The organism is Companilactobacillus paralimentarius DSM 13238 = JCM 10415, assembly GCF_001434985.1.
Lineage (GTDB): Bacteria > Bacillota > Bacilli > Lactobacillales > Lactobacillaceae > Companilactobacillus > Companilactobacillus paralimentarius.
In genome coordinates this window covers 1-26,928 of record NZ_AZES01000030.1, presented here as the reverse complement: position 1 = coordinate 26,928, position 26,928 = coordinate 1, and the positions used below count along the sequence as shown (strand labels likewise).

Here is a 26,928-nt window from a genome sequence, read left to right as displayed (position 1 = left end):
TCCAAGTCTTCTTTGATGACTTGTCCGAAAAATTCGATTAATTGTTGCAATCTACCTTATCAAAAAACACACCAAGTGCCAATAGCGGGTTTGTATGCTGACTACAATAATACTGTGACAGTTACTGTAACTTATAAAGATGGTAGTACGGAGCAAAAAGTTCTACATTTACAAACTGAAGAGTTACCTAAATATATTAAGAATGCCAAGATTGTAGTTTCTAAAAATGATAAATCCAAAATGGATATTGGCGATAATAAGTTAACTTTAATGAACCGTACAACTAAAGAACCATTTGCCATTGATGCAGACGGAGAGGTCAGATGGTATTCGACTAATTATTCACAACATACGATTGAACAAACCGATGATGGACACTTTTTGATTTTAACTAAGAAAAATGTTGATTCGACTGTTTATAATGATTTGATTGAGACGGATGTTCTAGGTCGAGTTTATCAAGAATATAGTTTTAATAGTAAAGTTAAATCCAATGACAGTGGTAATGCTAAGGATGAAACAACTGTCATTCATCATGATCTTTTGGAATTGCCCAATAAGGATATTTTAGCGACCGTAAATGATGGATCTAAATATAAAGAAGATGTGATGGTTCAGATTTCCCATAAAACCGGAAAAATAGTTAAAGTGATTGATTTGAAGAAAATTCTACCTAGCTCAATGTATAAGAACTATAAAGCTGGATCAGACGGAAAAATTGATTGGTTCCATCAAAATGCTGTTGATTATGATAAGTCAGATAATACGATTATGATTTCGGGACGTAATCAAGATATGATTATGAAGTTGAATTATAAGACTGATAAGATAATTTGGATTTACAGTGGGAAGTCGAAGAAGAGCTGGCCTAAGAAATATCTCAGCAAATTGTTGACGCCGACGAAAGGCACGACGATAACTGGTGGACAGCACGGACTTTATCAGTTAAGTAAAGATAAGAACGGTGAGAATATTTTACTTTATGATAATAACGTCGATGTTACTAATGGTAATAAGAAGACGTCAGGTAAATATTCACAGGCAGTTCAGTACCATATTGATACTAAGAAGATGACAATAGATCAGACTTGGGCATATGGAAAATCACTGGGAAAGACTAATTTTACAAATATTATCGGTTATGCTGAACGAGAAAGTAATGGGAATACGTTAGTCGATTTCGGATATAAAGATAATGGTACCGAAAGTAATGTGATTGAGGTTGATTCAAGTGGTAATCAAGTTTTCAACGTGACAGTTAAGAATGCTTCATCAAAAGTTTATGTTTATCGAGCCTATCGCCTAGAATTTTATCCACAAGGATACGTTTTTGATGTTAATAAGTAAACAAAAAGTCGACCAAAGCGGTCGACTTTTTTTAGTTATTTAATCTTTTATCCATAATTGAACGTAATGCTTTTTCACGAAGAGAAACGGCATCTACACCATTTTGTCTTTCATAACCGCGAATTAGAACTTCACAAACATATAGTTGCGATAATTGACCAGCTAATGAACCGCCATTGAGGAATTCCTCGATTGAAGTTCGTAGCGTTATATCGCTAATTTGTGCAATGGATGAAAGATTATTGTTAGTAATAGAGATGATATTTGCACCACTTTTTTTAGCTATTTGGAGTGAATCATAAGTATCTTTGGTTTCTCCAGAAAGAGATATACCAATAACAAGATCATTGTTTGACATCATGGCAGCCATTTGCGACTGAAAATGTGGATCAGTTTCAGCCTGAACGATTAGACCAATTCTTAATAGCATTTTTGAAAAATCTTTTCCAATTTCACCACTATGTCCGACTCCAAAAATATAAAGTTTATGACAATTTGTGATTAGTCGTATTGCTTCATTCAAATCATTTGGATCGATAAGTGATGCGGTATCCTTAATTGTCGAAATCAGACGATCTGCTATGTCATCATAATAATCATGACTAGAGTCAATATTACTTTCTTCCAGTTCGGTCTTAGCTAAATCGATTTTTAAATCATTAAAACCAGAAAAACCTAATTTTCTTGAAAAACGTACTATCGTGGCATCACCCACAGAGACGTTTTTTTTGATTGTTTCCATTGTCCCATAAATAATGGATTTTTTATTATTCATAATATATTGTGCAATTTTCTTTTCTGATTTAGTTAGAGTTTCGTATTTGTCTTTAATTAAATTATCAATATTCATTTTGAAAATTCTCCAATTGTATTTCTCTTGATAATTATACATTTTCTGATGATTATTTAGAATCTTAAAAAAAGAAAGGGCTTACAAACGCTAAATAATGTTTTATATTTCTTTCTGGAGAATGTAATCCAAATTAATTAATTTTGGAGGTAAAATGAAGGATGAAAAAAGAAAATTTTATAAAACAAATTAAAGGTGGTTTGATTGTTTCTTGTCAGGCGCTTCCTGGAGAACCACTTTATGCAGAACAAGGAGGAATCATGCCATTAATGGCTCTCGCTGCTAAACGTGCTGGAGCTGTTGGTATCAGAGCAAATTCAGTTCGAGATATTAAGGAAATACAAGAAGTGGTTGATTTGCCAGTTATTGGAATTATCAAAAAAGATTATCCACCGGAAAAACCATTTATTACAGCAACAATGAAAGAAGTTGATGAGTTACATGAAACAGGAGTAGCAGTAATTGCTTTAGATTGTACATTGCGCAAACGCCATGATGGCAAAACCGTTGAAGAATTTATTAAAGAAGTTAAAGCTAAATATCCGGAACAGTTATTGATGGCAGATACTTCAATTTTTGAAGAAGGTAAGAATGCCTATGAAGCTGGAGTTGATTTTGTTGGAACGACATTGAGCGGTTATACAGAAGAAAGTAAAAAACAAAATGGCCCGGATATCAATTTGATAAAGGCATATGTTGATGCCAAGATGCCCGTAATTGCTGAAGGTAAGATTCATACTCCAGAGCAAGCTAAAGAAATTCAGAATATGGGCGTAACTGGAATTGTAGTTGGTGGAGCGATTACAAGACCAATGGAAATTGCACAACGTTTTATTGCGGCACTTAATTAAAAATAAGGGGTAAATAAAAATGTTCAAAAAATTCTCTCAGTTAGGAAGAGCTTTTATGCTACCGATAGCTATTTTGCCGGCAGCCGGTCTTCTGTTAGGTTTAGGTGGAGCGTTAACTAATGATGCCGCCGTTAAGACATATCCATTTCTATCAATGCCTTGGTTACAAACAATTTTAAAGATTATGAATTTTGCTGGTAGCGCCGTCTTCAATAATATTGCATTAATATTTGCTATTGGTATTGCAGTTGGATTGGCGAATGGAGATAAAGGTACTGCCGGTTTAGCTGCCGGTGTTTCTTTCTTAGTTTATACAGCTACCATAGCTGGTTTTATTCAAATGTTTTCTCCAAAAGGAACAACCATTGACACTGGTGTAGTTGGTTCAATTGTGATTGGCGGTATGGTTGCTTATCTTCACAACCGATATCGTAAAATTGAATTGCCACAATTTTTAGGCTTTTTCGGTGGTTCAAGATTTATTCCTATTATTACATCTTTTACAGCAATTTTTATTGGAGCATTATTCTTTATGATTTGGCCACCCGTTCAAGGTTGGCTAGTAATAGTAGGTCATAATATTGCCAAAATGGGTAGTATTGGTACTTTCTTCTATGGCTTCTTACTTCGTTTGTTAGGTGCTGTTGGCTTGCATCATACAATCTATCCATTATTCTGGTACACATCACTTGGTGGCATCGCGACTGTTGCTGGACATACTGTAGTTGGTGCTCAAAATATTTTCTTTGCACAGTTAGCAGATGCTAATCATGTTGGTTTATTTACATATGGAACACGTTTCTTTGCTGGTAGATTTGCCACGATGATGTTTGGTTTACCAGCCGCAGCTTTAGCTATGTATCATTGTTTACCAAAGAAAAATAGAAAAAAAGATGGTGGACTTTACTTGAGTGGTGGATTGACATCATTTCTAACAGGTATTACTGAACCACTTGAATATACTTTCTTGTTTGTTGCTCCATGGCTCTATGTGATTCATGCCTTTCTAGATGGATTATCATTTTATTTTGCAGATATTCTTAATATTAGAATTGGTAATTCCTTTTCAGGAGGACTAATTGATTATTTATTGTTCGGAGTTTTACAAGGTAAGGATAAAACTAATTGGCCTACAGTACTTTGGTTCGGATTAATTTGGGCTGTCGTTTATTATGTGGTGTTTAGATTTTGTATTACAAAATTCCATGTAGCAATTCCGGGAATGGAAGATGATGATAATACACAATCTTCAGCAAATGAATCGACAACTGATAAAAATTCCAGTTTACATGATCAATCACAACAAATTATTGGTGCATTAGGCGGAGCTGAAAATATTCAAAGTGTTGAAGCTTGTGCTACGAGATTACGTATTGCTGTTGCTGATAATACAAAAGTTGATAAAAAGATATTGAAAGATTTGGGCGCCACGGCAGTATTAGATGTTAGTGGTGGACTACAAGCAGTCTACGGTGGAAAGGCTGATCTATATAGCCAAGAGATAAATGGTATTTTAGGAACAGATGAATAGAGGTAAATTAAATGGGATTATTCGGATTAGGAAAGAAAAAAACTACTGAAATAATATATGCTCCATCAAATGGTAAATTACAGACATTAGAAAATGTTAATGATCCAGTATTCGCACAAAAATTAATGGGTGAAGGATTTGGAGTTGTACCAACTCAGGGAGATATTTGTTCACCGGTGGAAGGAACAATTACCTCAGTTTTTAAAACTAAACACGCTTTAGGATTAAAAACTCCAAGTGGTCTAGAAATTATGGTTCACATGGGATTAGATACAGTTGAGCTTGAAGAAAAACCTTTTGAAATTTTAGTTAAAGAAGGAGAACAAGTTAAAGTTCAAACACCTATTGCTAGAATGGATTTGGAACAAGTAAAACTTGCCAAAAAGGATACTGTTGTTCTGACAATCATAACTAATACTGCGGATAAAATTGATAAAACCAATTTATTAAAGGAAAATGGTGTTGATTTAGAAATTGGGTCAAAGGTAGTGGAAATGAAAGTTAAGTAAACAAAAAGTCGACCAAAGCGGTCGACTTTTTTTAGTTATTTAAATACTTTGTTTAATCCTCTGATCTCGACGGATAAAATCGTACAAAGCAATCATTAAAACTACTATCAGAATGGCTATTATGGTGACTTTAATATTGCCAAAGATTAATTCATCTCCACCAAAAGCGTATAAGAATGATACAGGTAAAGAACCTAAGAAAATACAAATGAGTTTATTGCGCCATGATAATTTCATTTCGATTGCAGCATAATTAACTAATAAGGTTGGTAACATAGGTACGGCGTAACCAATACTTAATCCTAATCTGGGATGGCGCATATTCTTGAGTTTATCGGCTAATGGTCTAAAACGACTGGGGCGAACTTTGTGGGGGAATGAACCTAAAATATTTATAGCCAGCATATTACCAATAACAGCACCAATCACATTAACTCCGAAACCAAGCCAACGGCCAAAGCAGACGCCTGAAAGAATTGCGACCGCAGCAATTGGAACTCCTGGAATGGCTGAACCAATAGCAATTATGGCAATGAATAAGATAGCATTATGACGACCCTGATGTCTTAAAAGATCAATAAGTGTTTCACGATCGAAAGTATAGTTAAAGAAGCTTTGAATAATATCGCTATACTGATACCAAATCATGGTAGAAAAAAGAATTATTCCTAAAATGCCTAGGGTAATAAAAATTACCTTATGATAGAATTTCATAGCTATTCCCCTCAATATATACTCATTGTCTACTATTATTAAGCAAAAAACTCAATCTGACTATAGAAAAGTCTTAGGTTTCTTGTTCTAATTTTTATAGCAAAAAAGCCGGCCGGTTGGTCGACTTCTTTTATTCTGTAAATGATTGATTGAATTTGTTTAATTCGGAATCGTTAAATCTGATATCATCCAATTTATCAGCGTTCTCATTAACTTTATCGGTAATATGTTCTTTTAGTTGATCGGCATCCTCTTGGCCAGCACCATCGGATAATACGCCGACTATCATATAGTCAACAGGGACTTTATCATTTCCCCAAGCAATAGGATTTTTGAAAGTTAAAGTCATTGAGTGTGCCTTATGTTTCTTGTCACTAGTTACAAACATGTAAACAACACGACCAGCTAGAATAGTTGGTTCTTGAGCGGCACTAGCAAATAAACTGCTTTGCACAGTTTGAGCGTCCAAACTGAATTCATCAGCGGCCTTTTCAGCAGCTAGTTTCAAAGCACTTAATTGATTATTGTCCTTTAATTCGATGTTAGCAGTAGTATGGTTTTTTCTAAAAATTTTAAATAGCATAATATTATATCTCCTCTGTCATTATTTAACGAAGGAGCTTCGACATGTCTTACTCTCTTTACAATTATTATGTTACTTTATCGAACCCGTTTCATATCAAGGGAAAAGCTCAAATTTTTTGAAAAAGTTTTCTAACTACATTGCTCGAATTTCAGAAGGAATTTCAGTAGGATCTTCTAAAATTGATTCGGCACCTGCATCACGTAATTCAGCGTAATCTCCGAATCCGTAAGTGATACCTAGAGTGTGAACGTTGTTAGCAATGCCACCTTGAATATCGGTTGAACGATCACCAATAATAACTGATTCATCGGCGTTAGCATTAGCATTTTCAAGTGCATATTTGAGAATGTCAGCTTTGCTTGAACGTGTTACTTCATCTTCTGAAGCACCGTAAAGACCGGTGAAATACTGGTTTAATTTGAGGTAAGCAATTAACTTCTTAATAAGTGATTCAGTTTTTGCGGACGAAATGTAAAGTCGATAGCCATCATCTTTTAAGGCTGATAAAACATCTTCAATTTGTGGATAAAGGGTCAATTGATAGAGACTTTCATTTTTGTAATATTCGTCGTAGGCAGCAATAGCTTCAGAATAACGTTCTTTAGGAAGTTTGGGATAATATTTGCCAAAACTTTCGGTGATAGCAGGACCAATAAATTTTTGATAAGTGTCAGCCCCCAAGTCAGTGATATTCAATTTTTGAGCCATGTATTGAAGTGCCTTAATAGTTCCAACTTTAGTATCGGCGATTGTACCGTCGAAATCGAAAAAGATATATTTCATTTTTTTAATCCTCATTCTTTGATAGGTTTGTGATGTGCAATAAAAATTCCTGATAGTGTTAGTAAGATTGATAATAAAATTAAAATAATAATAATTAAATTCCATGATTGAGTGCTGCTTTGTAGAAAACCAAAGAGCGTTGGGCCAATTGCAGCTAACAGATAACCAGCAGATTGAGCCATACCAGATACTTCGGCGGTCTGAATCGGATTAGTAGTTTTTTCAGTGAAGAAGACTACAGCCATATTAAAAGCTAAACCTGATCCAAATCCAGTCACCACCGTCACAATAGTTAAAAAGACTAAACTGCTAGTAGAAATTAAATATCCTAATGGTGCAACTGCGTAACCAATAAATAGCATTGTTAAAAGTTTTTTCATTCCTCCCGTTCTAACTGAAAGAAAAGGAACGATGAATGAGCAAGGTAAACCACTCAGCTGCAATAAGGTAAGTAGATTACTGGCAGTAATACTAGCGATACCGCTACTTTCAAGAATTGAAGGTAACCAAGTGATAAAAGAGTAGTAAACAATTGATTGTAATCCGAAGAAAGCAGTGATTAACCATCCTAAGGATTGATTCCAAACACTTCGATAAACTTTGGATTGTGATTGTTGAGTGTTGTCTTTTTGATTATTTTTAAGATTAGGTAACCAAAAAATAGTTGCGATGACTCCCATAATTGAAAGTAAAGCCAAAGTTGTCTGGAGATTTGTTTTAGTAATCAAGATTCCTGATAAAGCTGTACCAATAGCACCAATCAATAACATTGAAAGAGTATATAAACTGGTTCCTAAAGGAATTTCATCAGGCATACGATCCTTAATAATCGCAGGAACTAGAACGTTTCCACTATCAATCCCGATACCGACTAAAAAAGTACCAAACATTAAAGCTGTGATTGTGGGAATAATCCGCAAATAACTTCCGATTATTAATAGTAGAAAGAAGATGAAGATTGTTAGCTCATTGCCCAATTTTTTAGCAACTTTGACAATGATAGGCGAGAGTATAGCAAAAGTAATCAGTGGAATTGAAGTAATTAGTCCAGCCATAGACTTAGGTAAACCTAATTGGCTTTCAATTGATTTAATTAATGGAGGAATAATCATAATTGGCAAACGTAGATTGGCAGCAATTAACATCATACTTAATAGAAAATATTTTTTTGATTTAGTAGTTTGCATTTGAACTTCCCCCCTCAAAGATGAACACAATATTATTATTTTAGAACAGAAAAAGGATTGTGCCAACTAAGACACAATCCTTTTATAAAGTCGTTAATTGTTGATTCATGTATTCTATTAAAATTTCTTTAACCACATTTCCTATGTACACTCATGAAATAATTTGACGATTAAAGATGCCTAATAATTATAATCGTGTATCTGATTGTAATTCATCAACTAACAAGTATTACACACTTTTAATAGTTCACGAAGAGATAAAACAATTATCAAAGATTAATAAATTCAATTGAATACTGAGATGGGACAAGCTTTAGTAAAATGTTTTTAACTGCTACTAGTTGATTAAAATATCGGTTAGCAATTTTGAAACGTCTTTAGAGGTTCGGTACTCCAGTGTCGAAGTAGTTCATTTAGACCATTTAGTAAAAAGATCTTCAGTGAAATCAATGAATTTATCATAGGAAACATTAAAGTCATTATCTTCCAGATATTCTACTAAACCAATCAATCCTCCGACGATGAAGCTAATCATTAATTCTGGGCTGTCTGACTCGGTAATCATTTTGATAAGCGGATCACTTTGACTTTCAGGATCGGCACTTTTAGTTTTAACAATATCACGTAAAATACTTCTGAACTCAGGGTAAAGATTAGCTTTAGTCTGATATTGTGGAGAAATATGATGCATGAATTTGCTATTTTTTTCCATAAAGTCTGCTATTTGGTAGACAATAGTTTTGGCATTGGAAGTGTTGTTCAATAAATCGTCTAATAAATATGAAAAAACAGCATGCAAAAGGGAGTATTTGTCGTTGAAGTAACGGTAAAAAGTACTATGGTTGATCAAAGCTTCATCACAGATGTCACCAACGGTGATCTTCTCAAATGGTTTCTTTTGAAGCAGTGAAAACATTGCTGTGATAATTGATTTCTCTGTTCTTTTTGTTACTTGTGACATGTTTCCCTCCTAAAGTACCTTTACATTTTCATATCTAGTCATTAGTTTATTAAAGTCATAATCCTTAATTTCTTTGATACTGTCGGCGCCATTGAAGAAAGCTGTCAAACTGCCAGCAAGCATTAGGTTAAGGGGTTCATCTTTAATATTTCTAACTCCGATAACAGGAACATTGTTAGCCACTGCATAACCGCATTCCCACATTGTACCAGAATCTGGCTCTAATTCGTTTTCTTCTATCTTATAATCTAACATTGCGACAACAACATCGGAATTATTGATATTGTTAATATCATGTTTGTAAACGGCAGTTTGCCATTCAAATGAGCCAAACTCGGCTGCTGTATATTCGTCGTCTCCAGGTCTGAATACATCACCAATTGTAGAGTTGGCCTCTAGTAATTTTTGAATTTCGTCTAAACGTTTAATTTGATTTTCACTAAAGAAAGGTCCAGCCAAATATACTCGATTCTTTTTATTCATGGTTAAGTCAGTAGCTCCTTTGTGTTTATATGTTAATTATACTTAAATTTTTGCTTAATAAGTGAAAAATAATATTGAGATTAAATATTTTTGTGGTTAGAATATAGTTTAATCAAAAAGCGAGGAAATATAAATTATTAATTTTTCAAAAAAGCCTTTTCATAGTGGAGATTAGATGATATAACAAAGACGGCACGGAAGAATGATGCTTATGGATAAAAATGGATTGCGAAAAATTCATGACGATAAGAGAAAAGTCAGTATGCTAGCAGTATTTGGTATTTTTCTGGCGTTTGTTTTATTGATCTTTTAGGATTATACGTGCTATAGATGGGATAGGAAACTCTAAAATATAAATGATAACTGAGACTGAATTCATTTCGGTCCCAGTTTTTTTGACTGGAGATGCATTATGAAAGCTGATCTAATAAAGAATATTTTATATGCCGGAATTGTGGGGGATACTTTGGGCGTTCCTGTAGAATTTAAAAAACGTGATACCTATTATGTTGATGCAATGATTTCTGGTGGAACCTGGGAACAAGATGCCGGTAGCTGGTCAGACGACACTTCTTTTACGTTGCCCTTAGTTGAGAGTCTAACTGAAAAAAGTGATTATGAGAAATTAATGCAGAAGTTTGAAAACTATATGTTCCATAACAAATATACGCCTAAGGGAATTGCATTTGGAATTGGCGGTACTTGTGCAAAAGCTGTGCGTAACTGGTCGACAAATCATTATTCTGCTTTGGAATGTGGCGATCCTAGTGAATATGCTAATGGCAATGGTGCTTTGATGAGATTGGCACCTTTAGCAATTCATTTACAGACAAAAAAGAATCTGTCCGAACGGTTGAAATTAACTAAAAATTATACCAGTTTGACTCATCGGCATGCACGAGCCATCATGGGAAGTTATATTTATTTAGAAATTTTACATGGATTACTAAATGGTAAGAACTTAAATGATATTTTAAAAGATTTGCCTGAACAATTAAAAGTAGCACTACAAAATGAACCGGATGAATGGTCGGAATTTATCTATTATAGAGATATTTTTACACCTGGTTTTAAAGATATCAGTCGTAATAATATCAAATCAACCGGCTATGATGTTGATACGTTATTAGCCTGTGTTTGGTGTGTATTAAATTCGAAATCAATTGATGAGGCAATTTTAATGGCTGTTAATCTAGGTGAAGATACGGATACAATTGCTAGTATCACTGGTACATTGGCCAGTTGCGTATATCAAACAGACACTGTTAATTCTGAATGGGTGGCACAATTACAAAATAAGGAACCATTGGATAGCATAATTGATCCATTTATAATGGTAGAAACTAAAAAAGTTGGTCAAAATTAATTGATCAGCTTTTTTAGTTTTCAGGTTGGATTAAGGAATTATCAGAATTACCAAACCATTTCTTATTTATCTTTTGAAGTTCGCCGGTATTAGCAAGATGTTGTAAACCATTATCAATTTTTCGTTTAAGAGTTTTATCACCTTTGCGCATACCCACGGCAAAATCTTCACCAGTGAATCCACCACGAGTTATTCGATAGGATGCAGGATCTTTTTCCTTACTAATGTAGTAACCAGCATAAACACTATCGATCAATAATCCTTGAATTCGTTTGTCGTCCAGATCCATTAAGGCATTGTTAAATGAGTCGTAAAGGACGGGTGTTTTATGTTTAATGTAATTTTTTAACTTAGTAGGATGTTCATCTAAAAGACTAGCACCAGAGGAACTAGTTTGGACACCAAGAATTTTATTTTGCATATCTTTAAATGAAGAGATATTTTTATTTGTTTTCGTGACTAAAACTTGCTGATTGGCCATATATGGACGTGAAAAAGCCAATTGTTTCTTTCTGGCAGGAGTGATGGTGTAACCGTTCCAAATTAGGTCGATAGTCTGATTACGAAGTTCGGTTTCTTTCATATTCCAGTCAATTGGTTGGAAATCGGCTTTGATACCGTATTGTTTAAAAACAGCTTTGGCTAAATCAATGTCATAGCCAACTAACTTTCCATTCTTCTCACGAAAACCCATGGGTACGAAGGTATCATCCAAACCAATGATGACACGACCACGTTTCTTGATATGATTCCAAGTATCAGTAGTGTTAGCCTCTTGTGCAACGGATTTTTGATTATCGCTACATCCGCTTAATCCCAAGGCAAGTAAGAATAAAGCCATGAATATTAATAATTTTTTCTTCATATTTAACCCCCGGAGATTAATCATTGATTGGTTTAACTTCTAGTAACTGATCGGCAATCTTTTTGGCAAAATCAGGATCATGGGTGATAACAATTTGTGTAATGCCAGTTTTTTTCAAGTCTAAAATAACTTGAGCTACAGTATCACGTAAACTAGGATCAAGTGCTGAAGTCGGTTCATCGTAGCAAAGTATTTGTGGCTGCATGGCCAAAGCTCTAGCGATAGCAACACGTTGTTTTTGTCCGCCTGATAATTCAAAAGGATATTGATCTTTTAAAGAAGTGAGACCTAATTGAGCCAAAAGTTTATCCACATTTTTTTGCACAGTAGTTTTATCCTGCTTCAAAACTAACTTGGGTGCTAGGGAAATATTTTCCATAACAGACAGATGGGGAAAGAGATTGAAGTCTTGGAAGACGACACCAATAACTCGTTCTTTAACTGATTCATCAAAGGGATCGAAAGGCTTGTTGTTAAGTATAAAAGTTCCAGAATCAACTTTTTCCAAACCAGCAATACAACGTAAAAGAGTTGTTTTACCGGCACCACTAGGGCCAACAATGCTGAGAATTGAGTTGTCTTTAACCTCAAGGTTTAAATTGTCTAAGATGGTTTTACCATCAAAACTTTTAGTAATATTTTCTAATTTCAACATAATTTTTCTCCTAACGGTAATAACTGAAATGTTTTTCTAAAACTTTTAACAACCAGGTGCAGATCAAGGTCAATAGTAAGTAAATGATACCAACTAATACTAATGGTAGAAGTGTTACATCTCGTGAACTGGCGATGTTACCAGCACGAAGCAAGTCGCCTAAACCGATAACGTAGACCAATGATGAATCTTTAACCAAGTTGATAACCTCATTACCAATTGATGGCAGCACAATTTTAACTACTTGTGGAATAATAATTTTTCTCAATGTTTGCCAATAGTTGAGTCCTAAAACTTTAGCACCTTCGAATTGTCCCTTGCTGACAGTGCTGAAGCCACCACGAAAAATTTCGGCAAAGTACGCTGTGTAATTGAGAATGAAAGCAAATAATGCGGCATCATATCTTTCAAAAACAATATGGACGAATGGCATATTAGGTAGTCCATAGAAAACAAAAATTAATTGTAGTAACAAAGGCGTTCCACGCATAACCCAGATGTAGAAGGAAACCAACCAGCTTAGTGGTTTGAATTTCGAACTACGACCGAGAGAAACTAAAACTCCCAGTGGTAATGAACAAATCAATGTCCAAAAGAAAACTTTTAAAGTCATAGCTGTACCACTCAAAAGCGATGGTAAAATTTCAAAAATATAATTCATCATAATCTTTTCCCCTTTTAACTAAAGACATAAAAAAACGTCCTCTAGCAAATTTGCTAAAGGACGTTTTTAACGTGGTTCCACCTTAATTTGTTAATACCTCACGATATTAACCTCAAGAAGTTATTGTCACTAAATAAGGGTTATCCCAAATAAAAAACCCTCTCGATCCAAAAGGACCAAGAGGGCGAATATTCGCGGTACCACCTCTGATTTCTAATATCTCACAATATTAGACTCATGAAGTTACAATAACTTCAGCTGTAACGGTGCTACCGAAATGACTTACTTGTTTCAGGCATTCAACTTACAGATGTGTTTCACTAAGGATTAGGTTAACTTCGCACCAACGTTAACTCTCTGGACTAATTAACTTAGTTACTCTTCTGTCGTCGTTTTTAGATTTGTTTTAAAATGTTGCAATTATCGTACGACGTAAAAAAAAGATTGTCAAGCTTTTTAGATTAAATATGCTGTCGTCCACAAAAAAATCTATGGGCCACGGCATGTTATACCACCCAAAATAGAGAGTTAAATTGACTTATACTATTTTTTATCATATATTATTAATTGAACGATATTATACGTTGTATAATATGATAGAAATGAGGAGATAATATGGCAATTCAAGTTTCAACTGAGATACTTGAGGGTTCTGTTTTAGCTCTGCTTACAAGTGAAGATTATTATGGGTACGCGATCACTAGGAAAGTCCAGATGGTATTTCCTATTTCCGAATCAACCATGTATCCGATTTTGCGTCGGTTAAAAAAAGAAGGCTGGTTGAGTACTTATGATGAGGCCTACGAAGGTAGAAATCGTCGTTATTATAAAATTACTGGTTTAGGTAGAGAACAACTGGATAGGATTAGAAAAAATTGGCAGGAATTGAAGTCAGCAACTGATACTATCTTGGAGGGGAATAATGAATAATAGAGCAATAGATTCGTATATTGATGAATTTAAAATATATTTACATCAATTGAGTGACGCTGAACAACAAGATGTAATCGAATTTTATCGAGAATATATAATCGATGCTAAATTGAGTACGTCCGATGCCATTATTAATGAATTGGGAACACCTAAGAATTTGGCACGTAAGGTTTTAGCCGATTACTCAATTAAAATGTCAGAACAAAATTATCAAAATGTTGCTAATGGGCATATTTCAAATAATGATCGTTTCAAGAGAAATCTAACGATGATCGGATTAGTTTTATTGGCGTTAATGGCATCGCCAATTGCTTTACCAATTGCATTTATAGTGATATTAATGTTGGCTTTAGTAGTTGGTTTAGCAATATTGTTTGTCTTAATATTCTTATTCTTGGTCGCTGTTTCAGTAGTTGGTGGTATTGGAGCAATATTTATTGGCCTTTCAGTTATTTTTCAATCATTTTCTGTAGCTATCTTTTACATTGGTGGAGGACTATTAGTTCTGGGTATCGATTTCTTCTTGATTCCTATAACAATTGCTTTATTGAAATGGTTCTTTAGTGTAGTTGTTATTTTCTTCCGTTGGTTGGGTAAGAAATTGCTTCATGGTAGAAAGACTCCAATGAAGGGGGAAAAAGAAAATGCGTAAGTATTTTGTAACCGGATTTTATTTATTAATAGTTGGTGGTTTATTATTGCTCGGTGGATTCATTATGGGTGGAAATAAATCGGTTGTTTGGAATCACGGATTTAAAATTATCCAAAAGATTGATGAAACTTATCCGTTGAGTAATTTCAAAAATGTGTACGTTGAAGGTAGAAATACTAATGTTACCTTCCGCTTAGGTGACCGTTATAAGATTCGTATTGATGGTGAAAAAAACTCAGAACCAACTTATAAGATTAAAAATAATACTCTAACCGTTACGGGTCAGGAGAGAAAAAATCATGTTGGTATTGATTTATTGGATGACAATAACGTAACGATAACTATTCCTATGAATCAGTCATTGGATAATGTAAATGTTCGTCTTGCTGAAGGAAATATTAAAATAAACGATGTAACGATAAATAACTTTATCAAGTCAGCCAAAGACTTAGACTATGATTCCAATGTTTATATGAGTGACGCTACAATTAATAATATTGAAAAAATGAACTTATATGATGCCAAGCTAACAATGAAGAATAGTAAGATTTCTAATGCCAACATAGTTGCTAGTGCCTATTCACAAATTACGGCTACTAATTCAACTATTTTGAAATCTAGTTTTAATTTAGATGAGTCTAAGATGAATATTAAACAGTCTAATTTAGATACGTTGAAATCATTGAATAATCATAGTAAAATTTCTATTTCTAAAACAACTTTGATGAATCATAATGACTTCAGAATGTTTGGCGCTGGACATTTCATTGGCTCAGGACTTAGTGTTGAAGGACTAGATCTAACGAGTGAGCATGGTTATGTTCGATACTTCGATAAGAAGTATGGCAACTCCTATCAGAATAAGGTTGATGCTAATAATTTGTTAATGATCAAGACTACAAAGGCGCCAATCACAATAAAGTAAATTAGTTTAGTTAATCCATCTTTGTTATAATGGCGTTATCTAATGTGAGGGATATTGATGAATAACGCTAATTACAATCGAATATCTGCTTTTGAAGTCAGACGTGAAGCACATCGTGCTTTTAGAAAAGATATTAAAGGAAATATTGCACTTAATATCGTACCGATTTTGTTAAGATTTCTAGCAGTGTATTTTGGAATGAAAATTTATACAACTTGGATGGCTAATATAAATGTTAATTTAGCTGATCCAGAGCAGGCTAGCCGTCGCCTGTCAGAGATTTCAATGAGTATGGCAAATGATCCAAGTTCGGCATCGCAATATATGCTGAATTTAACACCACAGAGTAACGTTGCAGTTTATGCTTTCTTTTTCTTCTTTATGATGGTTTGTGCTGGTGTTTCTTATGCTTTGATTGATAAGTTGAGAAATCCAGATTATCAAATCAATGCTATTAAGGATAGTTTGCAGGCTTTTAGTGGCAAATACTTCTTTCCACTGCTTTTCATAACGGCGTTATTAGGGCTGTTTTTGGAAGCTGGATTCATGCTTTATGTACTTCCTGGGATTTGGTTTTTGGTAATCTTTTCCCAGTCATTCTTGGTTTTCAAGGACGATCAAGCTGACCAAGGAAAATGGTCATTACGAATGGCTTTTTCTAGCTTTAGTCGCAGTACGATCGTGATGCGTGGATACAAGTGGACTTACTTCTCAATTATTTTTGAGTTTTTTTTCTGGGAAATTCTTAATGCAATGACACATGAGTTGTTGTCTGTTTGGTTGCAACCATATGAACAATTAGTTATGGCTGTCTTCTATAAAAAAATTGTCGAGAATAATCAACAAACACAAAAATAGTAAAAAAAAGAGAATCGGGATTCTTACTCCAGACTAAATAATATTTTTCTTGAGGTAAGTATGTTTAATAAGTGATTTTGTAAAATAAAAACGACCTCTATTAAGAAATTCAAGTAAGGGATATATCTTGAATACTTAATGGAGGACGTTTTTTTTATTGTTCAATATTCTTAATTACTTTGGCTGGAACACCGCCGACTAAGACATTATCAGGAATATCTTTTGTAACGACTGCTCCTGCTGCAACGACTACACCGTTACCAATTGTGACTCCAGGACAAATCGTACAATGTCCACCGATCCAGACATCGTTACCAATATTGACTGGTTTACCAATTCCTAATCTTTGCTTACGTCCCTTTGCAGTTAAAGGATGATTAACAGTATAGATGTCAGTATCAGGGCCAATCCAGACGTTGTTACCCATATTTACTGGTGCAATATCCAGTATTGTTAAATTATAATTAGACAAAAAATTATCACCAACGTGAATATTCTTACCATAGTCAACGGTTAGTCGACTGTGTACAGTTAAATTCTTGCCAGCAGAACCAAAGATTTCACGTGCCTTGGCGGTTTGTTTTTCTGGTTCATTTTCGGGGATAGCATTAAAATCTTGGCATAAAGTTGCGGAGCTTGTTTTTCGGCCTGCAATTTCAGGATCAGTGAGTCGATACCATTCGCCATCTAACAGTTTCTGCATTTCAGTTTTTTCCATTGTATAAAATCCTCTCTATCAGTAGTAAATTTGATACTCTCATCTGCTATACTACTAGTTAAACCATGGTTCAAGTCAAGGAGGAATTGAAAATGAGATATTCAATTGGAGATGTGGCAGAGGAAATGAACTTGCCAACTTCAACTTTACGTTATTATGATCGTAAGGGATTACTGCCATTTGTTGATCGTGATAGTGCAGGACGAAGAAGTTTTAAGGATAATGATTTGAACTTTTTACAAGTAATTGAATGCATGAAAAAGTGTGGAATGACAATTACTGAAATTCGTCACTTCATTGATCTATGTATGCAAGGTGATGTTACGTTAATGGGTCGCTATGAATTATTGGAAAAAGAGGCGGCAACGGTAAAAGAACAGATTCAAACTCTCCAAGATCAATTGGATTTTCTTCATTATAAGATGTGGTATTTTAAAACAGCTGTCGAGGCTGACACCGAGGATATTCATATGGTACCGTCTGGTGATGGTAGGCGAGTTGATCCAGATATTCATGAACAGTATCGTGAGGCTTTGGAAAAGTGTCATGATTTGAGTGAATTAATTGAAGTTGAACGCGATAAACGCAAATAGGACGAGAAATCAGATTGGTTTCTCGTCCTATTATTTATGCAAAATATATTTTTTAACGTAATTCCACGAAAATGTAATCGATAGCTTTAGCCCCGATAGTTAATTTTGAACCATCATCTTTTTCAACAACAAGGGAATTATCAAATTTTTCATGTTTAAGAACGGTAATTGTATCATCAATTTCAAGATTCAAGCTACCGAAGTATTGTAAGAAGTCATAATTGTCAGATACTCTAACAATTTGAACTTTAGTATCATCTGGAATCATGCTTAACAATTTATCATCGGCATCTGTTTCACCCTGACCATTGCCAGGAATGATACCACCATGTGGACATCGTTGGGGATGACCCAAGAAATCATTCAAGTGTTCGATTAAATCGTCATCTGAAGAATGTTCCAAAGCATCGGCATTATGATGGACGTTGTCAACAGGGTACTTCAAGCATTTATTTAGAAATACTTCCCAAAGACGGTGTGTTTTAACTAGTTTTTCAGAGACCTTATTTCCCTTAGGGGTAAGTACAATTTTATTATAAGGTGAGTGAGTTAAATAGCCTTCGCCTGATAAAGCATTCAGCATTTCAGTAACTGATGGGGCGGAAACATTCATGATCTCAGAAATACGTTTATTAGTAATTTTTGTGAAATCATAATTTAGTTCGTAGATAGTTTTTAAATAGTTTTCTTTGTTAGGTGACAATTTTTCAACCCTTCGTTTAGCCTAAAAATTTTATTAGCCTCTCTATTATAACGCATATTACTCAACTTTGATAACTCTTAATGTTAAAATAATTGTTGGTATTTAGAAGGGAGGTAGAAATATGAGTCAACCTAAGAAACGTTTTGATTGGTTTGGTTTTATTATTGGTTTAATCTCTTTATACGCTGGATATTTAGTAACTTGGTATCCATTGAGAAGTTTGTCGACTATTGCCGTATTATTCGGATTCTTCGCCATTCTACGAGGAGTTTATCAATTATGGTTCGGTTCTCAAATGACTAAATTTTTAGGCGTTAGAAGTGGATGGACCATTTTTGGAGCAGTTGTTGATATTATTATCGGTATTATTTTTGTCGCTCACGTACAAGTCGGAGTTGTAGCAATTGTTTACATGTTTGCTATTTGGTTTTTACTAGATGCGGTTTTGCAAATACTGACATCTCGTTTTTACCATTTCTTCGGTAGAAAGTACTACATCTTCATTGTAATTTTGGCTTGTTTGAACCTGTTGTTTGCGATCATTCTATTGTTCAATCCAGTATTAGCAGGAGGATTCATTGTCTTTATGTTGGCATTCTTCTTCTTTGCTACAGGTATCGCCGAAATTATTGAAGCATTTTAATTAAAAGCATTTTCTACATGATATAAGTTTGATAAAATGTAGGAGATGTATTGCCGTCTTAGCTCAGATAGGTAGAGCATCACCATGGTAAGGTGGGGGTCGTCGGTTCAAATCCGATAGACGGCTTTTTAAGAACGTCAGTTATAAACTTCATAGCACCTAAATGCTGTTAAACCAGCATTTAGGTGCTTTTTTGTTTTTTGAAATATATGTAAAAAATTCTAAAATGATATTTTAAATCTATCTTTACTGTTATTATGAACTCAGATAGAAGTATAGAAGCAATGTATATTATTTTGATAAATGGTATTATTATGGAATGAATTTAGAGGAACCTTTGTAGGGGGACATGAAATGTATCAAATTTTAACTGACTCAGAATGTGATTTGCCAGCGAAGTTTTTGGAAGAAAATAATGTTAAGGCAATTTATTTTCACACAGAAATTGATGGGAAAGAGCTCGTCAATGATTTCGGCAAGAGTTATTCATTAGATAAATTCTATGAACAAATTAAAGCAGGAGTTTTACCGTCTACGACACAAGTAAATGTTGGTGAATACTTGGAATTTTTTAAAAAGTATGTAGAAAAGAAAATGGCCATCGTTTATGTAGGCTTCTCCGGCGGTTTAAGCGGTTCAATGTCTAGTGCTCGTCAAGCCAAAGAGATCCTATTAGAAGACTTCCCTGAAGCTGATATTCGTATTGTCGATACTTTAGCAGCTAGTGGTGGTGAAGGCCGTCTGCTTCTTGAAGCAATCAGATTACAAAAGACTGGTGCCAGCTTGGATGATTTGGTTTCCTGGTTTGACCAAAACAAGTTACGTTTACAACAGTGGTTCACAGTTGATAATTTAACTTATCTTTATCACGGCGGTCGTATTTCCCGAGCTTCAGCCACTTTGGGAACGCTACTTAAAGTAAAGCCATTATTGGACGTTGATCCCGCAGGAAAATTACGCTTTGTTTCAAAGATTAGAACACGAAAAAAATCGCTGTTAACCTTGGCAGAAAAAGTAGTAACAGCGGTTCAAAATGATCCTGATCAACCAATTATTATTACGACTAGTGGTGACTGGGATGCAGCTGAATTGGTTAAGCAACATATTGTCAGTCAAATTCCTAAAGCTGATATTCAGGTCAATCCTATTGGTATGACGATTTCCAGTCATACTGGATTCGGTTGTGTGGCCGTCTTTGCGTTAGGAACTCAGGATAGACAATAATTATATTCATAAGTAAGTTAACTAAATAAAAGTATTGTCAAAATTGCTTGCTCCATTTTTTTTAAATCGATAGTGTTAGATTATCAAATACATTGGAGAATACGCATGCAACTTTTGTACAATATGCTTCTAGGTTTCTATCCTTTAGGACTAATCTATTTAATTGATCGTCATTTTCACGTGATGGATATGAAAACACAAAAATACAATTTAGATTTAAATTTAATTTTCAACAAGAGTTATGTCTATAATGTTATTTATCTCGTAATTATTATTCCAATTATTGTCGTCTATCTTTATTTCTCTCTAAATATGATGAGAGATCTAGAGGATACAGTTTTGATTGTTTTGAGCGGAATCGATATTTTACTGACAGGATTGGTTTTAATTTTCTGTGGCTCACAATTAATGATTCTGAACCACGACATCAAGAAGTTAGTTTAACTATTCTTTATTTTACATAGGGTGTCTAGGTACATTTGTCCCCAAATATCCATTTCTTTAATGATCGGCACGAGTGATTGTCCCAATTCGGTTAAGTGATAACTGGTTTTAATGGGTACAAACGATGTGTCGATCTCTTTTTTTATGATGTGGTCGGTTTCTAGTTGGGATAATTGTAAAGAAAGCATACGTCTTGTACAGCCAGACAATGTTTGAAGAATTTCACTATAACGCATCTCCTTTTGCTGCATTAATCGGCAAAGAATAATGGATTTCCATTTACCATCGAGAATCTTGAGAGTACTGTCCAAGGGACAACGCTCGCCATGTCTAGTGCTCATTTCAGCTGCAACCATAATCGGCCTCCAATAGTTAAATTCAGCTGAATTGTATCATCAGAACAGTTTAGAACCTAATAATTTGAAAGTACAATACGGGAATTCTTTGATACCTAGTATCATTAAATTCCCGTATTGTACTTTTTTATTTGTGGATTTATATTGCAGATGCTTAAGAATAATTTTTATTAAATTTAGAAAGAAGTATTAATTATGAAACAAAATGATACTTATAAATTTAAAGATATCTTGCTGGTTATTGGTTTATTCCTGGTTGTCTTCGTTATTGGAGCCGATTCATTCATTATTTCGCCGTTGTTACCAGCAATTGAAAAAGATTATGTTGTGACAACCTCGCAAGCAGCATTATCAGTGACTATTTATGCTTTGTGTTACGCCATCGGGAGTCCATTTTTCGGGCCTTTGGGAGACAAATTTAATAAGCGCAAACTCTTAATAGTCGGATTATTAATCTTTCTAATAGGTAGTTTTATCTGTGCACAAGCCGCTAATATTAAAATCTTTTATTTTGGCAGAGCTGTAGCAGGAATCGGTGCAGCAGTGACAATGCCTAATATTTGGGCAACTGTGGGGAGCTATTTTTCGGGTAAGAAATTGAATGTTGTAATGGGAATTACAATGTCAGCCTTATCCTTGTCAATTGCTATCGGCGTGCCTATGGGCACATTATTATCACAGTTATCTAACTGGCATATGGCCTTTTGGGGTTCGATCTTATTGACGTTAGTGGCCTTTGTCGTTTTATTATTAGTCGTTCCCAATTTAATGAATGGTCAGGAGAAATTAAAGTATTTAGCTAGCTTTCAAACCTTGGTTAAGTCAAAAAGAGCTTTACTTTCGTTGTCGATTAATTTGGTTTGGATGTTTGGGTTCTATTTAATTTATACTTTTCTGGGGACTTTTTTGAATCAAAATTTTCATTTTAATACAGCTCAAACGGGCAATATCTTTATTGCCTATGGTTTAAGCAACTTTATTGCCAGCTTTTGCGGAGGTCACCTGTTGTCTAAAATAGGAGCTATGAAAGATGTCATTCTCAATGGTTTCTTCTCAATGATTTTTATTTTAGGGTTGGTGATTTGCCAAAACCAGTTATGGGGAATAATAATTTTTCTTATATTGTTAGCTTTGGCTCAAGGCTTGGGTGTTACAGCCTTAACGACTTATATTGTGGGTGTTGTGCCGGATAAACGTTCAACGGTAATGTCCTTTAATAGTTCATTTCTCTACTTAGGATTAACCCTAGGTTCATTAATTGGAGCAATTTTATATTCTTCGGTTGGTTTTACAGGGTTAGGAATAATTTCTATTATAGCGTTAGGAATCGCAATTATTGAAACTTTAAAATTGAAAAAATGATTAATTCTCATTAAATAAATCGTTATTTGACAATAAAAAATAGTAGAGCAATAATCGACATAAATATAATTATTACCATTTTTATTAGATAATAATAATTATTATTCTGAATTCAACGAGGGAGATTTAGTTGATTATGTTAATGAGAAAAGGGAAAAAATGGGCTTTGTCGTGTGTTGCTATAAGTGCGGTAGTGCTAACAGGGATGAGTGCTACAACTGTAAATGCTGATGAAACAGACAGTGCAACGGCAACAACTCAAAGTACTGATAATCAAACTGATCAAAGCCAGATTAGTGGTAATAATGCAGCACAAACTGCTAAGGGAGCAGTTACACAAAATACAGTGCAGAATCAAAATGTAGCAGGTTCAACAAATGCAGCACAAACTGCATCTGCTCAAAGTTCAGCTACAGCTCAAGCACCAGTTGCTACTCAAAGTTCTACTAGTGGAGTAGCTACACAATCTGTTAATAACGATGTTCAAGATGGGGGAAATGTTTCTGAAGATTTTCCAGATGTTGCTAACAATAAATTAGGATATGCATCTAAATTTCATATTTTTGCTAATGAAGCAACTTTAAATGCTCATACTAATGGTAATGTCGCTGTTGGAAATCTCAATGGCAATGTAAACTTTGGAACTAATGTGACTGAAGACAAATTAATAGATAAAGATATTTCGTACGTTGAAAATGTACACAATTTAGCAAACAGTTCGTTTGTTAATAAAACTGATAGTAGATCAAATAAGGTTATCTTTGGAGTTGATAACGATATTAAGTTAGGTGAGAATGGTAATAATCCATCAGTTAATGAAATAAAGATTGATCATCTGGATAACGATGAAATTTATCAAGATAAAGGTACAAATAAGTATATTGATTTTAAGGAATATTTCGAAGAGCTAGAACAAACATCCTCTGATTTGGCCAATAGTCATACTACTGTAAGTATAAAGAATAGTGATTTTCCAGATCGTAATCAGCGTGTTATCAACTTGGAAAATTACGAACCTACCAATAATCAGATTGTCATTGATCTTGATGCAGATGTGTTAGATATGGATACACCTCTTACTATTGCTGGATTATCTTCTGATAAGGGAGGTACTACTATTATCATTAATGTTGATGGTAAGGGTGTTAATCCGCTTAATGTTAATTCTCAGATTAAATTGATTTATAACCATGGTGATGGCGTTAACAACGTTGAACGTCCTAATCAAGAAACTGAATTCTTTGATGATAATCATTTATTGTGGAACTTCTATGATAGTAGTGCATCGGATAATCAATTTGCTGGTGACATTGAGATTAATCGTCCATTCCAAGGTAGTATCTTAGCTCCTGATGCTACTATAAATATTCATCAAAACTTAGATGGAAATATAGTTGCTGATAAAGTAAATGTTCTTGGTGGAGAGACTCATAGATGGGATTTGCAGGACAATTCAGATATTGAAACTGAGTTTGAAAAACCAGTTGTTATACCTGGTGAAGTAGATTGGTTCCCTAATGAAGGTGAAGAACCTGATGAAGAGAAACCAGATGAGAATGATGGTTCTAATATTGAAGAACCTGATGAAGAAGAAGATATGGATATTGACGAAGATGGTAATCTAGGTGTTGATCCTGAAAATCCCGATGAAAACAATAATAACGAAGGAAATACCACAGATCCTGAAAATCCTGAAGAAAATAACAATGAAGACGAAGATGACACCACAGATACTGGTGACAATGGTGGTACACCTGATGAAGAAAAACCTAGTGAGGAAGATAATGGTGGCAGCACAGTAACTCCAGATACCGACAAAGAAGAGGAAGAAGATTCTGATTCTGAGGAAGCAACAACTGAAGAAGATGGCAATCAAAACTTAATCAATGGTGGTTCTGAAGGTAGTCAATCTGAAAGTAATGCTGAAGAAGGTTTATTACCCGATACTGCTGGCAACAAGGACGAATCAGAATTACCAACTACTGGTACATCTGATGAAGCTGGAGCATTACCACAGACTGGTGAAGCTTCAAGTATCCTCGCAACTATAGCAGGAATTGTTTTAATTATCTTTGGTTTTTTATTAAAGACGACCAAGACTAAGAAAAACTAACACAAAAAAATAAACGACTTCCATTTGGAAATCGTTTATTTTTTTGACCTTGTATGACCAGTGAGTAAGTAATTAATACCAGGAATAAAACTGACTAACCAAATAATTGCTGTAGTGATAATAATTACGACAATATAACGAAGGAAAGTTGCAGAAATGCCACGAAGATCGACATTTTTAAAAAACCACGGTTCAATGAAAAATATGACTAAATAATGTAATAAATAAATTCCGAAAACTAAAGGTGCTAGACTTTCAAAAAAGTTAATTGTCCCCCTGGACCGTATATTACTTCCCCATTTTTGTAATAAGATAAAAGCTGCAATCGACATAATGGGAATGAAAAGAGAAGTTACATAGTAACTATTATTGTTATCAAAAGTTTTAGGTACAGATTCTGAAAAGAAGTTCCCAAAAGTTCCAATTCCAATAAATAAAGTTAACAAGGCGAAACTACTAATATTTCTAAAATCCATATGACTCAATAAATACCCTAAGATAAAATAACCAGTAAACCCACCAATCAATAAAAAATTTGAAACTGGTGATAATTGGAAAACGTGCTTCATATCTTTTCCCATCATAACGTTGAGTGATGGTAACAAGGAACAGGTGACTAACCAAACACTAGTAACATAAAATAACATCTTGAGACTAGCATTATCGACAAAAGTTTTAATGATTGGAGCCAAAATGTAGATTCCAATTAAAGGATACATAAACCAGAAAACAGGAATAGTTGGTTTGTTAAGGATGAATTTCAGTCGTTCCCAGACATCATTAGTTGATAGTAAATTCGATGTCAAGCTGATAACAGTTGGTAAAATTATTGACCAAATAATAAAAGGGATGACAACTCGAGGAATTCTTCTTTGCCAAGTGTACTTTAAAGATAAAGTTTTTGGACTATTAAGAATTAAAGTACCAGAAATCATAAAAAAAATAGGGACACTGATATGGGCAAAATAGTTAAGCATTTTTATAATTTGCCAGTCGGTAGTTCCAATATGTTTAGTAGTGTCAATCGTTGATACATGTATAAATATAACTAAAAGAATAGCGATGACACGAATAAAATCTAAATAAAAAATCCGTTGTTTTTTATCCATGAGCAGATTCTCCCCTAAGTAGCTCTCTCCATAATAATGTAAAACGCCTCTAAAATGAAGTATTAGCGTATGATATAATGGCAAAGTAAAATTATTGATTGGAAGAATTTATTATGCGCGTAGGAGAATCCCCAAGTACAGATTTTGTCAGATATATAATTTGGATAGTGTTTTCTATTGTTACACTGATGTTTAAAAACGCGGCTGCCACCCAAAAGGGTTTGAATATACCGATTACCGTTATATTTTTCCTAATTGGACTTTTCACCCTGTTTTTAATGATTAGAAAATATGTCCGTGAGGAAAAATCATTTTCAGATACAGCAGAGGGCTTTGCCTATTCACTAGTTTCTAACATCGGTCTAGTTAGTTTGATGATCGTAATGGTTTGCTTGTTGAGAATTATGGTTAGTTATTTACAAGTAACTGGGAAATTACCAAGTTTCAAAAATGATGATATAGCCAGTTCTGATCAAAAAGTATTTGTATTTAATATGATTGCGAACGTCTTTGTTGTTGCGGTTCAGCAGCAATTGGTGCAAACAGGCTTTTTCTTCAATTACTTCTTTAGAGAAAGTTCAGCATACAGCGCCGTAATGGGAATTATTTTTAGTGGAATTATAGCCGGAGCAATTAGTTTACCAGGGTCAATCTTACAGTTCTTAATGATGATGGCTCTAGGTTGGTGTTATGCTTTAACATATTTGTACACCAAAGATGAAAAAATGGCGATATTTGTAGCCATGGTCAGTGCCGCAGTTGGAACCATAATAATATAGAGAGAGCGAAGCAGGAGTTGTCCCTGCGTAGCTCGTTTCCACTATATTGTCAGGCACATTGGTTATCTAAAAAAGAACATCAAAAAAGTCGACCAGACAAAGGCCGACTTTTTATGGTTCTATACTTTCTGGTATTGATGAATAATCAATACCAGTTTTTTAAT

30 protein-coding genes, 1 tRNA gene and 1 other annotated feature are annotated in these 26,928 nt (G+C 34.3%); of the genes, 17 read left to right on the top strand and 14 right to left on the bottom strand.

Translation table 11 applies throughout. The annotated features are described in order from the left end of the window. Positions 1-1,347, top strand: a 1,347-nt coding sequence (locus FD33_RS03950; RefSeq protein ID WP_056955776.1) for an aryl-sulfate sulfotransferase, incomplete at its 5' end; no start/stop codon positions are given. A gap of 31 nt (positions 1,348-1,378) precedes the next feature. On the opposite strand, the gene FD33_RS03945 is transcribed toward FD33_RS03950, so the two are convergent. Next, on the bottom strand, positions 1,379-2,197 hold the full coding sequence (locus tag FD33_RS03945) for a MurR/RpiR family transcriptional regulator (RefSeq protein ID WP_025085195.1): 819 nt from the start codon (positions 2,195-2,197) through the stop codon (positions 1,379-1,381). A 161-nt stretch (positions 2,198-2,358) separates the two neighbouring features. Here FD33_RS03945 and FD33_RS03940 point away from each other — a divergent pair, with 161 nt between their 5' ends. Genes FD33_RS03940 through FD33_RS03930 form a run of 3 tightly spaced genes read left to right on the top strand, consistent with a single transcriptional unit; the run spans position 2,359 to position 5,088 of the window. Further along, positions 2,359-3,048, top strand: coding sequence for an N-acetylmannosamine-6-phosphate 2-epimerase (locus tag FD33_RS03940; RefSeq protein WP_025085196.1), 690 nt, complete (start codon positions 2,359-2,361; stop codon positions 3,046-3,048). A gap of 19 nt (positions 3,049-3,067) precedes the next feature. After that, the gene (locus tag FD33_RS03935; protein ID WP_025085197.1) at positions 3,068-4,579 is read left to right on the top strand and encodes a PTS transporter subunit EIIC; all 1,512 of its coding nucleotides are present in this window, start codon (positions 3,068-3,070) and stop codon (positions 4,577-4,579) included. An 11-nt stretch (positions 4,580-4,590) separates the two neighbouring features. Continuing rightward, positions 4,591-5,088, top strand: coding sequence for a PTS sugar transporter subunit IIA (locus FD33_RS03930; RefSeq protein WP_025085198.1), 498 nt, complete (start codon positions 4,591-4,593; stop codon positions 5,086-5,088). Between the two features lie 39 nt (positions 5,089-5,127). On the opposite strand, the gene FD33_RS03925 is transcribed toward FD33_RS03930, so the two are convergent. From FD33_RS03925 to FD33_RS03900, 6 genes are all read right to left on the bottom strand, one after another. Then, positions 5,128-5,802 (bottom strand): TVP38/TMEM64 family protein, encoded by a 675-nt coding sequence (locus FD33_RS03925; protein ID WP_025085199.1) that lies wholly within the window; start codon positions 5,800-5,802, stop codon positions 5,128-5,130. Between the two features lie 130 nt (positions 5,803-5,932). Further along, entirely contained in the window at positions 5,933-6,385 is a 453-nt protein-coding gene (locus FD33_RS03920; protein WP_025085200.1) for a PTS sugar transporter subunit IIA, read from the bottom strand. Between the two features lie 135 nt (positions 6,386-6,520). Next, positions 6,521-7,171: an HAD hydrolase-like protein gene (locus tag FD33_RS03915; RefSeq protein WP_025085201.1), complete on the bottom strand. Its 651-nt coding sequence runs from the start codon at positions 7,169-7,171 to the stop codon at positions 6,521-6,523. An 11-nt stretch (positions 7,172-7,182) separates the two neighbouring features. Further along, complete coding sequence (locus FD33_RS03910; RefSeq protein WP_025085202.1) at positions 7,183-8,358, bottom strand: MFS transporter; 1,176 nt, start codon at positions 8,356-8,358, stop codon at positions 7,183-7,185. Positions 8,359-8,767: 409 nt separating this feature from the next. Next, positions 8,768-9,319: a TetR/AcrR family transcriptional regulator gene (locus FD33_RS03905; RefSeq protein ID WP_056955775.1), complete on the bottom strand. Its 552-nt coding sequence runs from the start codon at positions 9,317-9,319 to the stop codon at positions 8,768-8,770. Positions 9,320-9,328: 9 nt separating this feature from the next. Then, positions 9,329-9,802 carry a nucleoside 2-deoxyribosyltransferase gene (locus FD33_RS03900; protein WP_025085203.1) on the bottom strand — a complete coding sequence of 158 codons (474 nt, stop codon included), beginning with the start codon at positions 9,800-9,802 and terminating at the stop codon, positions 9,329-9,331. A gap of 412 nt (positions 9,803-10,214) precedes the next feature. On the opposite strand from FD33_RS03900, the gene FD33_RS03895 reads away from it, so the two are divergent. Beyond that, positions 10,215-11,168, top strand: a complete 954-nt coding sequence (locus tag FD33_RS03895; protein WP_025085204.1) for an ADP-ribosylglycohydrolase family protein — start codon at positions 10,215-10,217, stop codon at positions 11,166-11,168. Between the two features lie 13 nt (positions 11,169-11,181). On the opposite strand, the gene FD33_RS03890 is transcribed toward FD33_RS03895, so the two are convergent. The 3 genes from FD33_RS03890 to FD33_RS03880 are packed head-to-tail and all read right to left on the bottom strand — an operon-like array spanning position 11,182 to position 13,352. Then, positions 11,182-12,033, bottom strand: coding sequence for a transporter substrate-binding domain-containing protein (locus FD33_RS03890; protein WP_025085205.1), 852 nt, complete (start codon positions 12,031-12,033; stop codon positions 11,182-11,184). A gap of 16 nt (positions 12,034-12,049) precedes the next feature. Beyond that, positions 12,050-12,688 carry an amino acid ABC transporter ATP-binding protein gene (locus FD33_RS03885; RefSeq protein WP_025085206.1) on the bottom strand — a complete coding sequence of 213 codons (639 nt, stop codon included), beginning with the start codon at positions 12,686-12,688 and terminating at the stop codon, positions 12,050-12,052. Positions 12,689-12,698: 10 nt separating this feature from the next. Further along, complete coding sequence (locus FD33_RS03880) at positions 12,699-13,352, bottom strand: amino acid ABC transporter permease (RefSeq protein ID WP_034544106.1); 654 nt, start codon at positions 13,350-13,352, stop codon at positions 12,699-12,701. 177 nt (positions 13,353-13,529) lie between these two features. Further along, positions 13,530-13,751 (bottom strand) — a binding site (T-box leader). Positions 13,752-13,967: 216 nt separating this feature from the next. Here FD33_RS03880 and FD33_RS03875 point away from each other — a divergent pair. The 4 genes from FD33_RS03875 to FD33_RS03860 are packed head-to-tail and all read left to right on the top strand — an operon-like array spanning position 13,968 to position 16,720. Beyond that, positions 13,968-14,282 carry a PadR family transcriptional regulator gene (locus FD33_RS03875; protein WP_025085208.1) on the top strand — a complete coding sequence of 105 codons (315 nt, stop codon included), beginning with the start codon at positions 13,968-13,970 and terminating at the stop codon, positions 14,280-14,282. Then, on the top strand, positions 14,275-14,937 hold the full coding sequence (locus FD33_RS03870; protein WP_034544109.1) for a DUF1700 domain-containing protein: 663 nt from the start codon (positions 14,275-14,277) through the stop codon (positions 14,935-14,937). The genes FD33_RS03875 and FD33_RS03870 overlap by 8 nt, the downstream gene beginning before the upstream one ends. Then, the gene (locus FD33_RS03865; RefSeq protein WP_025085210.1) at positions 14,930-15,862 is read left to right on the top strand and encodes a DUF4097 family beta strand repeat-containing protein; all 933 of its coding nucleotides are present in this window, start codon (positions 14,930-14,932) and stop codon (positions 15,860-15,862) included. The genes FD33_RS03870 and FD33_RS03865 overlap by 8 nt, the downstream gene beginning before the upstream one ends. 57 nt (positions 15,863-15,919) lie before the next feature. Continuing rightward, the gene (locus FD33_RS03860; RefSeq protein WP_056955774.1) at positions 15,920-16,720 is read left to right on the top strand and encodes a DUF975 family protein; all 801 of its coding nucleotides are present in this window, start codon (positions 15,920-15,922) and stop codon (positions 16,718-16,720) included. 154 nt (positions 16,721-16,874) lie between these two features. On the opposite strand, the gene FD33_RS03855 is transcribed toward FD33_RS03860, so the two are convergent. Continuing rightward, complete coding sequence (locus FD33_RS03855) at positions 16,875-17,438, bottom strand: sugar O-acetyltransferase (RefSeq protein WP_025085213.1); 564 nt, start codon at positions 17,436-17,438, stop codon at positions 16,875-16,877. Positions 17,439-17,530: 92 nt separating this feature from the next. On the opposite strand from FD33_RS03855, the gene FD33_RS12415 reads away from it, so the two are divergent. After that, positions 17,531-18,031 carry a MerR family transcriptional regulator gene (locus tag FD33_RS12415; RefSeq protein WP_025085214.1) on the top strand — a complete coding sequence of 167 codons (501 nt, stop codon included), beginning with the start codon at positions 17,531-17,533 and terminating at the stop codon, positions 18,029-18,031. A 52-nt stretch (positions 18,032-18,083) separates the two neighbouring features. Here FD33_RS12415 and FD33_RS03845 read toward each other — a convergent pair whose 3' ends face one another. Next, positions 18,084-18,734, bottom strand: a complete 651-nt coding sequence (locus FD33_RS03845) for a metal-dependent transcriptional regulator (RefSeq protein WP_025085215.1) — start codon at positions 18,732-18,734, stop codon at positions 18,084-18,086. 121 nt (positions 18,735-18,855) lie between these two features. On the opposite strand from FD33_RS03845, the gene FD33_RS03840 reads away from it, so the two are divergent. The 4 genes from FD33_RS03840 to FD33_RS03825 all read left to right on the top strand — a co-directional run bounded on the left by FD33_RS03840 (position 18,856) and on the right by FD33_RS03825 (position 21,045). Then, a complete protein-coding gene (locus FD33_RS03840) occupies positions 18,856-19,377 on the top strand; it encodes an HdeD family acid-resistance protein (protein WP_025085216.1) in 522 nt (173 codons plus the stop codon). Positions 19,378-19,429: 52 nt separating this feature from the next. Beyond that, a tRNA-Thr gene (locus tag FD33_RS03835) sits at positions 19,430-19,503 on the top strand. A gap of 228 nt (positions 19,504-19,731) precedes the next feature. Beyond that, the gene (locus tag FD33_RS03830) at positions 19,732-20,601 is read left to right on the top strand and encodes a DegV family protein (protein WP_025085217.1); all 870 of its coding nucleotides are present in this window, start codon (positions 19,732-19,734) and stop codon (positions 20,599-20,601) included. A gap of 105 nt (positions 20,602-20,706) precedes the next feature. Beyond that, positions 20,707-21,045: a hypothetical protein gene (locus FD33_RS03825; protein ID WP_025085218.1), complete on the top strand. Its 339-nt coding sequence runs from the start codon at positions 20,707-20,709 to the stop codon at positions 21,043-21,045. Here FD33_RS03825 and FD33_RS03820 read toward each other — a convergent pair. After that, complete coding sequence (locus FD33_RS03820) at positions 21,042-21,386, bottom strand: winged helix-turn-helix transcriptional regulator (protein WP_235700283.1); 345 nt, start codon at positions 21,384-21,386, stop codon at positions 21,042-21,044. The genes FD33_RS03825 and FD33_RS03820 overlap by 4 nt on opposite strands. Before the next feature lie 210 nt (positions 21,387-21,596). On the opposite strand from FD33_RS03820, the gene FD33_RS03815 reads away from it, so the two are divergent. Next, positions 21,597-22,763: an MFS transporter gene (locus FD33_RS03815; RefSeq protein WP_025085220.1), complete on the top strand. Its 1,167-nt coding sequence runs from the start codon at positions 21,597-21,599 to the stop codon at positions 22,761-22,763. 142 nt (positions 22,764-22,905) lie between these two features. Next, positions 22,906-24,876 carry a collagen-binding domain-containing protein gene (locus tag FD33_RS03810; RefSeq protein ID WP_162256976.1) on the top strand — a complete coding sequence of 657 codons (1,971 nt, stop codon included), beginning with the start codon at positions 22,906-22,908 and terminating at the stop codon, positions 24,874-24,876. A 35-nt stretch (positions 24,877-24,911) separates the two neighbouring features. Here FD33_RS03810 and FD33_RS03805 read toward each other — a convergent pair whose 3' ends face one another. Further along, the gene (locus FD33_RS03805) at positions 24,912-25,985 is read right to left on the bottom strand and encodes an acyltransferase (protein ID WP_025085222.1); all 1,074 of its coding nucleotides are present in this window, start codon (positions 25,983-25,985) and stop codon (positions 24,912-24,914) included. 188 nt (positions 25,986-26,173) lie between these two features. Here FD33_RS03805 and FD33_RS03800 point away from each other — a divergent pair, with 188 nt between their 5' ends. Beyond that, positions 26,174-26,764, top strand: a complete 591-nt coding sequence (locus FD33_RS03800; RefSeq protein WP_235700284.1) for a CPBP family glutamic-type intramembrane protease — start codon at positions 26,174-26,176, stop codon at positions 26,762-26,764. Positions 26,765-26,928: the final 164 nt, after the last annotated feature.